Here is a 14,513-nt window from a genome sequence, read left to right on the forward strand (position 1 = left end):
CTCAATCGGCGATTCCGCTCCAGAAGCCGCATCGGTGCTCGGCGCTGAGGTCGACCGGGCCGATGCCGCCCTGCCCTGCGGGCTTCAGGCTGAGGACGGTCTGGCCGGACGGTGCGAAGGCGGGCCATATGGGTGCGCCCGCGACCTTGGGCCGCCCGGTGTGGGCGAAGGACGTCCAGTAGCCGATCATCTGCTCGGCCAGCCGCCACTGCTCCGGCGTCATGCCGTCTTCTGGCCGGCCGTCCAGGTCGAACAGGTAGGGCAGGTCGCTGGCATGCTGGGCACCGAGCGGGAATTCGGACGGGGTGCCGATGATGTTGGGCGCCTTGGCGTCGGCGAACTCATAGGCGTACACCGTGGTGCGGGTGGTCATCGCCTTTCCCGTCTCCAAGGTCGGGCAGGCCCAGGCCCGGTCGCTGCTCACCGTCGCCCAGGCCAGGCCGGGAGAGATGAAGTCCGTCAGCGGATATTCCCGCAGCACCGCGTTCGCGTGCTCGCCGAACGCGCCCTTCATCAACTGCGGGTAGTTCTCGGCGGTCACCGGGAACCCGGCCTGTGCGGCGCCGGCCACGAAGCCGTTGCTCTCGCTCTTGGTAGCGCCGGAGATCATCGGCACCCGCGGGAACCTGCCCTCGCGCAGCGCCCGCACCGGGTCGAGCGGCAGCAGCGGCGTGCCGTACGCGACATTGTTGCCGAAGCTCCCTGTGACCTTCATCAGCTCGGAGACCGGCTTGGCCCGCAGACAGTCCAGCTCCTTGCCCGCTACGCAGCCCAGCTGTTCGGCCGCGGCCAGGCCGGCGTCCCAGCTCTTCTTCAGTGAACGGTACGGCTGTATCGCGCCCACACTCGGGATCGGAAGATAGGTACCGTTCGGCCAATCGAGCATGCACGTCCCCGACTGCATGGCGGCCTTGTCGATCAGGCCGCGCGTGGCCGGCGAGGTCAGCAGCGCGCAGGTGCTTATCCCGCCGGCGGACTGACCGAACAGCGTCACGTTGTCCGGGTCGCCGCCGAAGGCCGCGGCGTTGCGCTGCACCCATCTCAGGGCTTCGACCTGGTCGGCCAGCCCGAAGTTCCCCGAGCCGGGCAGTCCCGGCAGCGAGAGGTAGCCGAAGGCCCCCAGCCGATAGTTGGGCGTCACCACCACCACGTCGCCCTGGTCGGCCAGCCGCCGCGCGTTGTAGATGCTGCCGGAGCCGGTGAGGAAACCGCCCCCGTGCAGCCACACCATCACGGGCCGCGGCCCGCGCGACGGCTTGGCGGGTGCGGTGACGTCGAGGAACAGACAGTCCTCCCTGCCGAGCTGCTTACCCGCCTCCACCTGCAGGCACGGCCGGCCGGGCTTGGTGGCGTCGGCCACCCCCCGCCAAGGCGCGACCCGCACCGGCTCCTTCCACCGCAGCCGCTCCACCGGCGGCTGCGCGAAGCGGATCCCCGAGTACGTCCTTACCCTGCCGTCGTCCACCCCCCGGATCCGGCCCGAGTCCAGCTGCACGATCGGCGGCAGCGTCGGCGCCGCCTGGGCGGCGGCTTGCGTGACGCCCGCGGTCATGGCCAGACAGCCGCCGGCGACCACAGCGAGCAGCCGCCTCGCCATTGACATGGATCTTGTTGCGCTCATGCGGCCAGCCTCGCGTCCGCCCCGGGCTCGCCGTCACGTGCGGACGTTGCGGCCTCGCGATCGGTTGTTGCGAATGGGTGCGACCAAGGATTTATTTCTCGGGTACGGGAGTGCCGTCGCAGCCGCGGTCGATGCGCCCGGTGTCGAAGTACGACACGAGTTCGGCGGCGCAGTCCGGCACCCTCAGGACGGATCCGTGCACGTCGTCGTCAACGGTGAAGACGGTGCCGATGGCCGCGTGCATCTGCCGGGTCCATTCGTACAGGCCCAGCGACAATCCTGCTCCCTCGTGCGGGGGAGCAGGATCACCACGTGGGGGGAGGCCGCCCGACCGACGGCTCCGGAAGGCTCGGTAATGCAGAGACCAGCCGGTTGAGAGGGGTTCGGGGGCAGATGGACGTTCCGAGCGTAGGTGCGCGATGGAGCCGGGTGCGCAGGCTCGCCGGCTATGGCGCGGCGCTCAGCATGTCGTTGTACTTGGCCGTCAAGGTCGTCTGGATCGCGGCGGGCCTGTTCGGGCACGCTCCGGACGGTTACGGCACCGCGGACTGGGTGCTGCTGAACGTCGTCACCGTGGTGATGGCGGCGACCGGAATCGCGCTCGGACTGGCGCTGGCCCAGCCGTGGGGCCGTCGGCTGGCGGCCGTACCGGTGATCTTCTTTTCCTGGGTGGGCGCGGGCTTTCTGGTCCCGATGCTTCCGTACGTGATGATCAGCAGTTTGTTCGGGGGCGACGGTTCCGGCTCGGGTGCGCAGGGGGAGGAGGTCTTCATCGCCATCGGCTTCGCCGGGATGGCGGTGGGGCTGGCCGTGGCCCTGCCGATCTACCTGAGGGAGCGATGGCCGCGGCCCTTCCTGGGCCGGGTCGGTGACGGCCCGGCACACTCATCGGCGCTGGTGACGGTGGCGATGACGGTAGCCGTCGGGCTGGGCCTGCTCTGGTCGTCCTGGGCACTGGGCGGGACGCTGGGCCTCGACCCGGCGTCACGCGCCCAATTGGAGCTCAACGATCGGCTGTTGAGCGGGAGCTCCGGGCTGTGGGCGCTGCTCGGAGCCTGGAGCGTGTGGACGCTCACGCGTGGCCGCCCCGCCCGGCTCCGGCGGTGGGTTCCGATGACGCTGGCCTTCGGGGCGTCCGGCTCGTTGTTCGCGTGGAGCGGCTGGAAGCTGCCGATGGTGATTCTGCGGCCTGGCGGGTTCGTGACCGGCGAATACACGGCGGTCGCGATCGTCGAACACACCTTGGGCATCGGCGTGGGCCTGACTCTCCTGGCCGCCATCCTGAGCTCCGCACATGATCGGACACCGACTACTGGGATGCCGACTCCTTAGGGCGGATGACGCCTGGTTCTCTCTCAGACCTCGCGTACGGCGGCGCGCAGGCATTCGGCCAGGTGATGAACGTCGGATTCCGTTGTCAGCCAGTTGGAGAAGGCGGCGCGCAGCGCGGGCACGCCGTCCAGGACGGTGGGCGTGAAAAACGCCTCGCCGGCGAGGCGTTCGCCGAGCGCGGCCAGTCGCTCGGCGGTGGGATCGGCGGCCAGGGTGAAGCACACGACGTTGAGCCGGACGGGCGCCAGCAGCCGCAGACCGGGGATGTTCTCGATGGCCTCGCCCAGTAGCCGGGCGCAGGCGACGCACCGTTCGGTGATCTCGCGGTGGCCGTCCCGTCCGTAGGAGCGCAGGGTGAACCAGGCGGCCAGCGCCCGCAGACGCCGGGAGTTCTCCGGTGTGAGGTGGCCGCTGTCGGGCGTGTCACCGAGCGGGCCGAGGTAGGCGGCGGCGTTCTGGAACACGGCCGTCTGCAGATCCGGGCGGCGCGTGAACTGAAGGGCGCTGTCGTACGGCACGTTCAGCCATTTATGCAGGTCGACGCAGATGGAGTCGGCCAGGTCAAGGCCGTCGCACAGGTGGGCGTGGGCGGGGGAGACGGCGGCGAAGGCGCCGAAAGCGGCGTCCACGTGCAGCCAGAAGTCGTGACGCTCGCGCAGCGCCGCGATGGCGCGCAGGTCGTCGAAGTCGGCGGTGTTGACGGTCCCGGCGTTGGCCACCACGACGCACGGGCCGTCCACCTGGCGCAGCGCGAGCTCCAGCGCCGCCGGGTCGACGCACTCCCGCCCCGGGCTGGTGGGTACGGTCACCAGGGCCCGGCGCCCGAGCCCGAGCATCGACAGGCCCTTGGCCACGCTGGAGTGCGCGGTGCCCGACAGCACCGTCACCGGCCCGAGCGCGCCGACCCCGTCCTCGGCCGGCGAGACGCCGGTCCGTTCGCCGATCCATTCGCGGGCAATGGCGAGCCCGACGGTGTTGGACATGGTCGCGCCGCTGACGAACGTTCCGTGGTGGTCGCCGGAGAGCCCGAACAGGGTGCGCAGCCAGGCGATCGTCTCGCGTTCCAGGTGCTGCCCCGCCGCGTCGAGCGAGGTGAAGGAGTTCTGGTCCCAGGTCGCGGTCAACCAGTCACCCGCCAACGCGGCCGGTGTGACACCTCCGGTGACGAAACCCCAGTAGCGCGGCCCGGCGCTGGCCGACAGCGTCGGCTCCCAGCGCGCGGTGAACTCCTCAAGCGCCGCTCTCAACCCCTCGCCCCGCACGGGCATCGCAGCCGGCTCGGGGATCGGGGCCGTGGAGACGACCTCCCGTTCCGCCAGGCGTCCCAGGAGGTCGGCACTGTGCTCCGAAACCACCCGCAACAGCTCGGGCAGCTGGTCACGGTCGGCGCCGAGTGTGGGGTGCATGGTGGTGGTTCTCCCTTCGTCTGGAACGATTTACGACGGTATGCGGGCCACCTACCCAGCCGCCTGGTCCAATCGTGGAAAACTGGACTAGTGAGGATCGGAGAGCAGCAGCTGGCCAGGGCTCTGCGGTCTTGGCGCGACACGGGGGAACCACTCAGCACGGCACTGGCCCGCGCTGTGCGGGAAGCGTTGCTGGACGGCCGCATCCGCGCCGGAAGCGAACTGCCCGCCGAGCGCCGCCTGGCCGCGACGCTCGGGGTCAGCCGGGGCACGGTAACGGCCGCCCTGGCGGGGCTGCGCGAGACCGGATGGGTCCATACGCGGCATGGCAGCGGCAGCATCGTGCGGCTGCCCCCAGCGGCGGCCGAGCGTGTCGCCCCGCTCTCGGCGTCCGGGGAAACCGGGTCGACGATCGACCTTCGCCGGGCCGTCCCGGCCGCGCCGCAGCAGCCGTACCTGGAGGCCATGCGACGGGCGGCCGATCGGGCCGGGCCCGTTCTGGCCGAACACGGGGAGCCGGGACCGGGGCTGCCCGAACTGCGCGCGATGATCGCCACGCGCTACAGCCGTGAGGGGACGGCCACCCGGCCCGAGCAAATCCTGGTCACCAATGGGACGCGGGCCGCGCTGACCCTGCTGGCGGCCCATTTCCGGCCCCGCCTCACGGCGGTGGAGATACCCACGTACTTCGACGCGCTCCACGTGCTGCGCGCCGCCGGTACGAGGCTGGTCGGCTTCCGGGTCACCGGCGACGGATGGGACCTCGACCAGCTGGAGTCCTCCTTCGCCGCCGCGCGCGGCCACCTCGCCTACCTGGTGCCCGACTTCCATAACCCGACCGGGGCGCTGATGTCCCCACATGTCCGCCGCGCCGTCGCCGAACTGGCCGCCCGCCATCAAGTGACCGTGATCGCCGACGAGACACTGCGCGACCTCGACCTGCGCGAGAAGCCGGCCGGCCTGCCACGGATCGCCGGCGCGCTGCTCATCGGGTCGGCCAGCAAGTCGGTATGGGGCGGGTTGCGTGTCGGCTGGATCCGCGCCCGAGCCTCGCTCGTTCGTGACCTACAGGACCACCCCCTGGCCGGGCCCCTGTCCGCGTCGCCCATGCAACAACTCGTCGCCGCCGAACTCCTGAGCGACCTCCAGCAGGTGCTCGAACTGCGCCGGGAGGAGTTGCGCGCACAGCGCGACCACCTCTGTGCCCTGCTCGACGGCGACGATCGCTGGCGCTTCACCCGCCCGCCCGGCGGGCTGGCCCTGTGGCTGCGGCTGAGCGCGACACCCGCCGACACTGTCGTGCGCCACGCGGACGAGCACGGAATCGCGCTCGTCGCGGGCCCACGCTTCGCGGCCGACGCCACCCTGACCCACTACCTGCGCGTCCCGTTCACCCCGCCGCACCCCGTCCTGGATCGCGTCGCCGCAGTCCTGGACGACGCCTGCTCGGAAGGTCGGGGGCCGTCCTAAGGGCTATGAGCTGGGTCCCCCGACGACGGGTTGAGGTCCGGTCACGGCCTAGTGAGGGCCAAACGATCAAAAGGCCGGATCCACGATCTCGGGATCCAGCCTCTGAACTGCTCGAACTGTGTGGGGCTACCAGGACTTGAACCTGGGACCTCTTCCTTATCAGGGAAGCGCTCTAACCGTCTGAGCTATAGCCCCGCGTACGCCAAACCGTATCGCATCCCCACCAGGGAAGGCGAACCGGTTGTTCGGACGAGGAAAAGCTTACCGCCTCTCCGTAGTTGCTCGCGCCGCCCCCGAAAGATCGACGGCGACGCGAGCCAAAAAGCCGCAAAACGACGAGCCACAGAACCACGTACCGAAAGCTACTCAGCCTCGCTGAAGGTCACCTCGACGCCGCCCACCAGGTCGGAGGCGACGTTGTAGATGACCGCCCCCAGCGTGGACAGTGCCGTGATCAGCACCACGTTCACCGCGCCGATGAGGGCGGTGTAGCCGAGGATGCGGACCGGCTCGAACCAAGAGGCGATGTCGATCGGGATCGAGTTTTGTCCCTGCTCACCCTTGCCGAGCTGGTTGACCAGGTCCACGAGCGAGTCGAACACGCCCAAGGCGGACAGCACGCCGTACAGGACGGCCACTGCCACGAACAGCACCACGAAGCAGACGAGGGAGACCACGAAGCTGAACTTCATGGCCGACCACGGCTCGACGCGACGCAGGACCAGGTGGGCCTTGCGGGGGAGACGGGCCCCCGCGGAGCCGGAGGACTTCTTCTTGGGCATCTCGACAAGCGGAGGGGCCTCGGAAGTCAGCGAGGGACGGAGGCGGACGGTCTCGTTGCCCTCCGTCGTCTGCTCCTCCCCTGGCTGACCCGTGACCGGCGGCACTACTCCTTGCGGAGGCGTCGCCTTCTCCTCGTCGACCGGTCCGTCGAAGATCTCGGTTTCATTGGGCTTCTTCGGCTGCTGGCCGTTGTCCCGGGCCGCCTTAGTCCTGGCGGAGCCACCCTGGGCGCTCATGACCTACTCTCCTCCCCCGTCTTCCTCAATCTCCACCGAAGTCTCCATGGACTCGGCGTTCCGGGCGAGGGCCACCACGCTGTCGCCTTCGGCGAGATTCATCAAACGCACTCCCATGGTCTGGCGGCCGGACTGCTTGATCTCCCCGGCACTCGTCCGGATCACCCCGCCGGCGGACGTGATCGCGAAGACCTCATCCTCTGGGTTGACCATGACTGCTCCGACCAGCTTGCCACGGGAACTGACGATTTTCGCAGTCAGCACGCCCCTACCGCCACGTCCTTGAACTGGATACTGCTCGACGGGTGTCCGCTTTGCGTACCCAGCCTTCGTGGCGATAAGCACATGTTGACCATCGGCAATTCTATTCATGGCGAGAAGTTCGTCACCATCAAGGAATCTCATACCGATGACGCCGCTCGTCGCCCGCCCCATCGGGCGCAGCGCATCGTCGGAGGCGGTGAAGCGGACGGACTGCGCGCCCTTGGAGACGAGCAGCAGGTCGTCCTCCTCGGAGACCAGGCGGGCCCCGATGACCTCGTCGTCGTCCCGCAGGTTGATCGCGATCAGACCACCGGACCTGGGGGAGTCGTACTCCGACAGGCGGGTCTTCTTCACCAGGCCGCTGCGGGTGGCGAGCACGAGGTAAGGGGCGACGTCGTAGTCACGCAGGTCGAGGACCTCCATTACTGTCTCGTCGGGCTGCATGGCCAGCAGGTTCGCCAGGTGCATGCCCCGCGCGTCGCGCGCGGCGTCGGGGAGTTCGTACGCTTTGACGCGGTAAACGCGGCCTTTGTTCGTGAAGAACAGCAACCAATGATGGGTCGTCGTGACGAAGAAGTGGTCGACGATGTCGTCCTGGCGCAGCTGCGCGCCCCTGACACCCTTGCCACCACGCTTCTGCGCCCGGTAAAGGTCGGTACGGGTGCGCTTGGCGTAGCCACCGCGAGTGATGGTGACGACGATCTCTTCCTCGGCGATGAGGTCTTCGATCGACATGTCGCCGTCGTACGCGACGATCTCGGTCTGGCGGTCGTTGCCGAAGCGGGCGACGATCTCGGCCATCTCGTCACCGACGATCTGCCGCTGCCGGGGCTCCGAGCTCAGGATGTCCTGGTAGTCGGCGATCGCCGTCATCAGCGCGTCGTACTCGTCCTGGATCGCCTGGCGCTCCAGGGCGGCGAGCTTGCGCAGCTGCATGTCGAGGATGGCCTGGGCCTGGATCTCGTCGATCTCCAGCAGCGTCATCAGGCCGCCCTGGGCCTCCGCGGCCGACGGCGAGCGCCTGATCAGCGCGATGACCTCGTCCATCCGGTCGAGCGCCTTGAGCAGCGCCCGCAGGATGTGGGCCCGCTCCTCGGCCTTGCGCAGCAGGTAGCGCGTCCGCCGGACGATGACCTCGATCTGGTGCGCCACGTAGTAGGTGATGAACTGGTCGAGCCGCAGCGTACGCGGCACCCCGTCGACCAGGGCCAGCATGTTGGCGCCGAAGGTGTCCTGGAGCTGGGTGTGCTTGTACAGGTTGTTGAGGACGACCTTGGCGACGGCGTCGCGCTTGAGCACGATGACCAGCCGCTGGCCGACCCGCGACGACGACTCCTCGCGGACGTCGGCGATGCCGGTGACCTTGCCCTGCTTGACCAGCTCAGCGATCTTGTAGGAGAGGTTGTCGGGGTTGACCTGGTAGGGGAGTTCGGTGACGACGAGGGCGTGCCGGCCCTTGTTGTCCTCCTCGACCTCGACGACGGCGCGCATGGTGATCGAGCCGCGGCCGGTGCGGTAGGCGTCCTCGATGCCCCGGCGGCCGACGATCAGGCCCTTGGTCGGGAAGTCGGGGCCCTTGACCCGCGCGATGGCCGCCTCGAGCAGCTCCTCTTCGGAGGCCTCGGGGTTGTCCAGCGACCACTTGACGGCCTCGGCCACCTCGCGCAGGTTGTGCGGCGGGATGTTGGTCGCCATGCCGACCGCGATGCCGCCCGAGCCGTTGACCAGCAGGTTGGGGAAGCGCGCCGGGAGTACGACGGGCTCCTGGGAGCGGCCGTCGTAGTTGGGCTGGAAATCGACGGTGTCCTTGTCGATGTCGCGCAGCATCTCCATGGCGATGGGCGCGAGCTTGCACTCGGTGTAGCGCATCGCCGCGGGCGCGTCGTTGCCCGGAGAGCCGAAGTTGCCCTGCCCGTCGACCAGCGGGTGGCGCAGCGACCACGGCTGCGCCAGGCGTACGAGGGCGTCGTAGATCGAGGAGTCGCCGTGGGGGTGGTAGGAACCCATGACGTCACCGACGACGCGCGAGCACTTGAAGTAGCCGCGGTCGGGGCGGTAGCCGCCGTCGTACATCGCGTAGAGCACGCGGCGGTGCACCGGCTTGAGACCGTCACGCACGTCCGGCAGGGCACGCGAGACGATGACCGACATCGCGTAGTCCATGTAGCTGCGCTGCATCTCGGTCTGGATGTCGACCGGTTCGATGCGGTCCGAAGACGGTGGAGGCGGAGTGTTCACTTCCGTCACGTGTGAAGATCCTTTTCTACTGTACGGCCGTGCGCTACACGTCTAGGAAACGGACATCTCGCGCATTGCGGATGATGAAGGCTCTGCGTGCCTCAACGTCCTCACCCATGAGCACGCTGAACATCTCGTCGGCCTGGGCCGCGTCATCGAGCGTGGCCTGGAGCAGGACGCGGCTGTCGGGGTTCATGGTGGTTTCCCACAGCTGGTTGGCGTTCATCTCGCCGAGACCCTTGAACCGCTGGACCCCGTCGTGGGCACGGGGGTCACGCTTGCCGCGGCCGATGCCGTCCTCGATGATCGCGTCGCGTTCGCGGTCGGAGTAGGCGTAGGAGGCGTCGTCGCCCTTGCGGTCCCACTTGATCTTGTAGAGCGGCGGCTGCGACAGGTAGACGTGGCCGCCCTCGATCAGCGGGCGCATGAACCTGAACAGCAGCGTCAGCAGCAGCGTGGTGATGTGCTGGCCGTCGACGTCGGCGTCGGCCATCAGGATCAGCTTGTTGTAGCGCAGCTTGCTGATGTCGAACTCGTCGTGCACGCCGGTGCCCATGGCCGTGATCAGCGACTGGACCTCGGTGTTCTGCAGGACCTTGTCGACCCGGGCCTTCTCGACGTTGAGGATCTTGCCGCGGATCGGCAGGATCGCCTGGAAACGCGAGTCGCGGCCGCCCTTGGCCGAACCGCCGGCCGAGTTGCCCTCGACGATGAACAGCTCGCACTTGTCGGGGTCGTTCCACTGGCAGTCGGCCAGCTTGCCCGGCAGGCCGCTGCCCGACTCCAGCAGCGACTTGCGCCGCGTCAGGTCACGGGCCTGGCGAGCCGCGAGGCGGGCCCTGGCGGCCTGCAGCGACTTGTTGATGATGTCCTTGGCCTCGCCCGGGTTGCGCTCGAACCAGGCGCGCAGGTGGTCGTTGCAGGCCTTCTGGACGAACGACTTGGCCTCGGTGTTGCCGAGCTTCGTCTTGGTCTGCCCCTCGAACTGCGGGTCGGCCAGCTTGATCGAGACGATCGCGGTCAGGCCCTCGCGGACGTCCTCGCCGGAGAGGTTGTCGTCCTTGCCCTCCTTGAGGAACTTCTGCTCGCGCGCGTAGCGGTTGACGATCGACGTCAGCGCCGCGCGGAAGCCCTCCTCGTGGGTGCCGCCCTCAGCCGTGTTGATGGTGTTGGCGAAGGTGTAGACGGACTCGCTGTAGGAGTTGTTCCACTGCATGGCGATCTCTACGGAGACGCCGTCGCCGTGCTCCTCGAAGTCGATGACCGACGCGTGCGCGGGCTCCTTCTTGGAGTTGAGGTGCGTCACGAAGTCGGACAGACCGCCCTGGTAGCAGTAGGTGACCTCGACGACGTCGCCGTTGACGTGGTCGGGCCGCTCGTCGCGCAGCACGATCGTCAGGCCCTTGTTGAGGAAGGCCATCTCCTGGAAGCGCCGCGAGAGCGTCTCGAAGTTCCAGGTGGTGGTCTCGAAGATCGACTCGTCGGCCCAGAACGTGATCGTGGTGCCGGTCTCGGTGGTCTCCCCATCCGTCGCCAGCGGCGCGGTCGGCTTGGAGTGCTCGTAGCGCTGCCGCCAGATGTGGCCGTTCTGCTTGACCTCCACCTCCATGGCGGTGGACAGCGCGTTGACGACGGCCGAGCCGACGCCGTGCAGACCTCCGGACACGGCGTACGACTTGCCGTCGAACTTGCCGCCCGCGTGCAGCGTGGTCAGCACGACCTCGACGGCGGAACGCTTCTCGACCGGGTGGATGCCGGTCGGGATGCCGCGGCCGTTGTCGATGACCCGCACACCGTTGTCGGCGAGCAGGGTGACGTCGATGCGGTCGGCGTGGCCGGCGAGGGCCTCGTCCACCGAGTTGTCGACGATTTCGTAGACCAGGTGATGCAGACCGCGCTCACCGGTCGAGCCGATATACATACCCGGGCGCTTGCGAACCGCCTCAAGCCCTTCGAGTACGGTGATTGAGCTAGCGTCGTAGGACAAGTGCCAAATCCTCCTGCCGCGGACACGCGGCTGGGGAGGCGACACATGTCAAGCTGCCCCTGCCGTGCCCGTCACCGTCGTGAGTGCCCCGTTGCGTTGATCACCCGGGGGAATCGGCGCTGTATGCGTGCCGGGGGTGACACGCAAACGGACGTGTCCGGAATCCAGTTTCATTCTACCGGCTCTGAGGGCCCAAGGTGGCATTGAACGCGCCTGTAACGGCCTGTCGCTTGATTTCCCCCTCTTCGAGCATCCCCCCACAGGAAGGGGGGTCATCGCGTCTGCGGCTCTCTGATGGGTTTTCTCGCGGATCCGGCCCATGGGTTTGTCGCCGATCCGGCTCAGCCGTAGGTGTCTCCCGGGCCCTTGCTGCCGGTCACCCTCAGGCCCCCGGCCGCGCGCGGTGCGTTCTGCGGGCCTCTGACCTTCACCTTCGTCACCGTGCCGTGTCCGAGCTCCTCGTTGAGCCGGCGTACGAGAGTGCGCGCGAGCAGGCGTACCTGGGTCGCCCACGCGGTGGAATCGGCCAGGATGAGCACCTCGCCGTCGTCGAACGAATCGGGCTTGGTGTGCGCGGCGAGCTCGGGACCGACGATGTCGGACCAGCGGCCGAACACTCCGCCGACGGCCGCCGACCGCTCCCAGCCGCGGTCGGCCAGCAGGTCGGAGATCGCGCGTCCGAAAAGCTGTGGATCGCCGGCGTCCCTGCGCGCCGCCCCCGCCCTGCGCCTGGGCTCGCGGCGGGGGAGTTGGCCGCGCTTGGCCGCGTCGGCCTTGGCCTGGGCCAGCTTCTCCCTGGCCATCGCCGCGCCCCTGGCCGTGGGGTTGTCATCGGCGGGCACCCGGGATGTGCCGTCGGCGGATCCTTGGCGGTTGCTGTCAGCGGACACGCGTCACGCTCCCTTCTGCGACGTCGAACCTGGCCCCGATCAACTCCCCGGGCACGTCGTCGGCCACCGCCGCGGTGATGAGCACCTGCTCGGCGGGGGCGACGATCTCGGACAGGCGGCGCCTGCGCTGACTGTCGAGCTCGGCGAAGACGTCGTCCAGGATCAGCACCGGGTCGCCGCCCTCGGCCCGGAGCAGGTCGTAGGCGGCCAGCCGGAGCGCCAGCGCGAACGACCACGACTCGCCATGGCTGGCGTAGCCGCGCGCGGGCAGCTCGCCGAGGCCCAGGATCAGGTCGTCGCGGTGCGGGCCGACGAGCGTGACACCTCGCTCCAGCTCGGCCGCGCGGACTTCCAATAGCCGCTCGCGGAGTCGTTCTTCAAGGGTTTTCCCCAAGTCTGTGGATAACGTCTGTGTATCGGAAGATCCCGTCTCACCGGGGACTTCGTCCTCAGCCGCGTCGCCGCCTGTGGACAAACTGCTGCGATAGGCCAGTGTCGCGGGGGCACTCGTGGGGGCCAGCGCGGCATAGGCTCCGGCGACCAGCGGGCGCAACGCGTCGATGAGATCGAGCCGCGCTTGGAGGAGCTCCGCGCCGTGTCTCGCCAGATGCGCGTCCCAGACCTCCAGAGTGCTCAGGACGTCTCCGGCGCCCGCCGCTGAGAATCCTGTGTCACTGTCGGCCCTTCGGGCGCTCCTGGCCCCTCTGCGGGCCTGGGAGGCGGCACGCAGGAGCGCTCCTCGCTGCTTCAGCACGCGGTCGTAGTCGGCGCGTACGCCGGCGAAGCGCGGAGTGCGGCTCACCAGCAGCTCATCGAGGAAGCGCCGCCGCTCAGAGGGGTCGCCCTTGACCATCGACAGGTCCTCGGGGGCGAACAGCACCGTGCGCAGCAGGCCGATGACGTCGCGCGGCCTGGACACGGGGGAGCGGTTGAGCCGGGCGCGGTTGGCGCGCCCCGGGTTGATCTCCAGCTCGACCAGCGCCCGCCGGTCGTCCCTGTGGATGGCGCAGCGCACGATGGCCCGGCTCGCGCCCCGTCGTACGAGAGGCGCGTCGCTCGCCACCCGGTGGCTGGAGTGCGTCGCGACGTAGCCGAGGGCTTCGACCAGGTTGGTCTTGCCCTGGCCGTTGGGCCCCACGAACGCCGTGACGCCCGGCTCCAGGCCAAGCTCCACGGAGGCGTAGGACCGGAAGTCGGTCAGCGACAGATGGGCGACGTGCACCCCAAGAAGGTTAGTGGGCCACGCAGCTCACTGGGGTCACCGGCGTGCGCCTGTGGAAAACCGGCATCGGATAAATCGATATCGGCTCAGCGCACGTTCGGCGGGGTCACGTCGGCGCCGGGGGAGTCGGCGCCCATGCCCGTCGAGCCCTCCGCCGAGGCGATCGGGTGGCCGCCGAACTGGTTGCGCAGCGCGGCCACCACCTTCATCGCGGGCGGGTCCTCCTGACGCGAGGCGAACCTGGCGTACAGCGCGGCGGTGATCACCGGCAGCGGCACGGCGTGGTCCACCGCGGCCTGCACGGTCCACCGGCCCTCGCCGGAGTCCTGTGCGTAACCGCGCAGCTCCTCGAGGTGCTCGTCGCTGTCGAGCGACCGCACCAGCAGGTCGAGCAGCCAGGAGCGGATGACGGTGCCGGTGCGCCAGCTGCTGAAGCAGCCCTTGACGTCCTTGACGATGTCGGAGGCTTCCAGGAGCTCCCAGCCCTCGGCGAAGGACTGCATCATGCCGTACTCGATGCCGTTGTGGACCATCTTGGCGAAGTGTCCCGCGCCGACCTCGCCCGCGTGGACGAAGCCGTCCTCGCCTTCGGGCTTGAGCGTCTCGAAGATCGGCATCATGTGCTGGACGACCGGCTCGTCGCCCCCGCACATCAGCGCGTAGCCGTTCTGCAGACCCCAGACGCCGCCGCTCACGCCGCAGTCGACGAAGCGGATGCCGCGCTCGGCGAGCTCGGCGGCGTGCTTCTGGTCATCCACATAGTGTGAATTACCGCCGTCGATGACGATGTCGCCCTCGGAGAGGAGTTTGCCGAGCTCGTCGACCGTCTGCTGGGTGGGTTTGCCGGCCGGGACCATCACCCAGACCGCGCGCGGCGTCTCCAGCCTGTCGACCAGCTCTTTCAAGCTGCCGACGTCGCTGGCCTCCCGGTTGTGGTCATAGCCCACGACCTCGTGACCTCCGCGGCGCAGCCTTTCGGCCATGTTGCCGCCCATCCTGCCAAGTCCGACCATGCCGATCTGCATGATGTACCAACTCCCCTAGTCAGGCCTCCATAATCCCCG

At 68.7% G+C, this 14,513-nt stretch carries 11 protein-coding genes and 1 tRNA gene; 2 read left to right on the forward strand and 10 right to left on the reverse strand.

The annotated features are described in order from the left end of the window. Window position 1: 1 nt before the first annotated feature. Together AB0J16_RS03685 and AB0J16_RS03690 are read right to left on the reverse strand one after the other, a co-directional pair. Window positions 2–1,597 carry a carboxylesterase family protein gene (locus tag AB0J16_RS03685; protein WP_358534318.1) on the reverse strand — a complete coding sequence of 532 codons (1,596 nt, stop codon included), beginning with the start codon at window positions 1,595–1,597 and terminating at the stop codon, window positions 2–4. A 115-nt stretch (window positions 1,598–1,712) separates the two neighbouring features. Then, window positions 1,713–1,898, reverse strand: coding sequence for an alpha/beta hydrolase (locus tag AB0J16_RS03690; RefSeq protein ID WP_358534320.1), 186 nt, complete (start codon window positions 1,896–1,898; stop codon window positions 1,713–1,715). A gap of 152 nt (window positions 1,899–2,050) precedes the next feature. On the opposite strand from AB0J16_RS03690, the gene AB0J16_RS03695 reads away from it, so the two are divergent. Next, a complete protein-coding gene (locus AB0J16_RS03695) occupies window positions 2,051–2,953 on the forward strand; it encodes a hypothetical protein (protein ID WP_358534322.1) in 903 nt (300 codons plus the stop codon). Between the two features lie 23 nt (window positions 2,954–2,976). Here AB0J16_RS03695 and AB0J16_RS03700 read toward each other — a convergent pair whose 3' ends face one another. Next, window positions 2,977–4,359: a pyridoxal-dependent decarboxylase gene (locus AB0J16_RS03700; RefSeq protein WP_358534324.1), complete on the reverse strand. Its 1,383-nt coding sequence runs from the start codon at window positions 4,357–4,359 to the stop codon at window positions 2,977–2,979. A 90-nt stretch (window positions 4,360–4,449) separates the two neighbouring features. On the opposite strand from AB0J16_RS03700, the gene AB0J16_RS03705 reads away from it, so the two are divergent. Next, window positions 4,450–5,829, forward strand: coding sequence for a PLP-dependent aminotransferase family protein (locus AB0J16_RS03705; RefSeq protein WP_358534326.1), 1,380 nt, complete (start codon window positions 4,450–4,452; stop codon window positions 5,827–5,829). Between the two features lie 121 nt (window positions 5,830–5,950). Here the strand turns inward: AB0J16_RS03705 and AB0J16_RS03710 are convergent. From AB0J16_RS03710 to gnd, 7 genes are all read right to left on the reverse strand, one after another. Further along, window positions 5,951–6,024: transfer RNA gene (locus AB0J16_RS03710), tRNA-Ile, on the reverse strand. A gap of 167 nt (window positions 6,025–6,191) precedes the next feature. Continuing rightward, window positions 6,192–6,848 (reverse strand): DUF3566 domain-containing protein, encoded by a 657-nt coding sequence (locus AB0J16_RS03715; RefSeq protein ID WP_358534328.1) that lies wholly within the window; start codon window positions 6,846–6,848, stop codon window positions 6,192–6,194. A 3-nt stretch (window positions 6,849–6,851) separates the two neighbouring features. Continuing rightward, complete coding sequence (gyrA, locus tag AB0J16_RS03720; protein WP_358534330.1) at window positions 6,852–9,359, reverse strand: DNA gyrase subunit A; 2,508 nt, start codon at window positions 9,357–9,359, stop codon at window positions 6,852–6,854. A 34-nt stretch (window positions 9,360–9,393) separates the two neighbouring features. After that, window positions 9,394–11,337: a DNA topoisomerase (ATP-hydrolyzing) subunit B gene (gyrB, locus tag AB0J16_RS03725; protein ID WP_358534332.1), complete on the reverse strand. Its 1,944-nt coding sequence runs from the start codon at window positions 11,335–11,337 to the stop codon at window positions 9,394–9,396. 341 nt (window positions 11,338–11,678) lie between these two features. Further along, window positions 11,679–12,227: a DUF721 domain-containing protein gene (locus tag AB0J16_RS03730; protein WP_358534334.1), complete on the reverse strand. Its 549-nt coding sequence runs from the start codon at window positions 12,225–12,227 to the stop codon at window positions 11,679–11,681. Further along, window positions 12,217–13,449 carry a DNA replication/repair protein RecF gene (gene recF, locus AB0J16_RS03735; protein WP_358534336.1) on the reverse strand — a complete coding sequence of 411 codons (1,233 nt, stop codon included), beginning with the start codon at window positions 13,447–13,449 and terminating at the stop codon, window positions 12,217–12,219. The genes AB0J16_RS03730 and recF overlap by 11 nt, the downstream gene beginning before the upstream one ends. A gap of 86 nt (window positions 13,450–13,535) precedes the next feature. Further along, entirely contained in the window at window positions 13,536–14,474 is a 939-nt protein-coding gene (gnd, locus tag AB0J16_RS03740; RefSeq protein WP_358534338.1) for a phosphogluconate dehydrogenase (NAD(+)-dependent, decarboxylating), read from the reverse strand. Window positions 14,475–14,513: the final 39 nt, after the last annotated feature.

The sequence above is a fragment of the Nonomuraea sp. NPDC049750 genome (assembly GCF_040659625.1).
Lineage (GTDB): Bacteria > Actinomycetota > Actinomycetes > Streptosporangiales > Streptosporangiaceae > Nonomuraea.

What these genes read in the sequence shown, in the direction of transcription:
- AB0J16_RS03685 (WP_358534318.1), bottom strand. Translation starts at nt 1,597, where the DNA reads ATGGCGAGGCGGCTGCTCGCTGTGGTCGCCGGCGGCTGTCTGGCCATG.
- AB0J16_RS03700 (WP_358534324.1), bottom strand. Translation starts at nt 4,359, where the DNA reads ATGCACCCCACACTCGGCGCCGACCGTGACCAGCTGCCCGAGCTGTTG.
- AB0J16_RS03715 (WP_358534328.1), bottom strand. Translation starts at nt 6,848, where the DNA reads ATGAGCGCCCAGGGTGGCTCCGCCAGGACTAAGGCGGCCCGGGACAAC.
- gnd (WP_358534338.1), bottom strand. Translation starts at nt 14,474, where the DNA reads ATGCAGATCGGCATGGTCGGACTTGGCAGGATGGGCGGCAACATGGCC.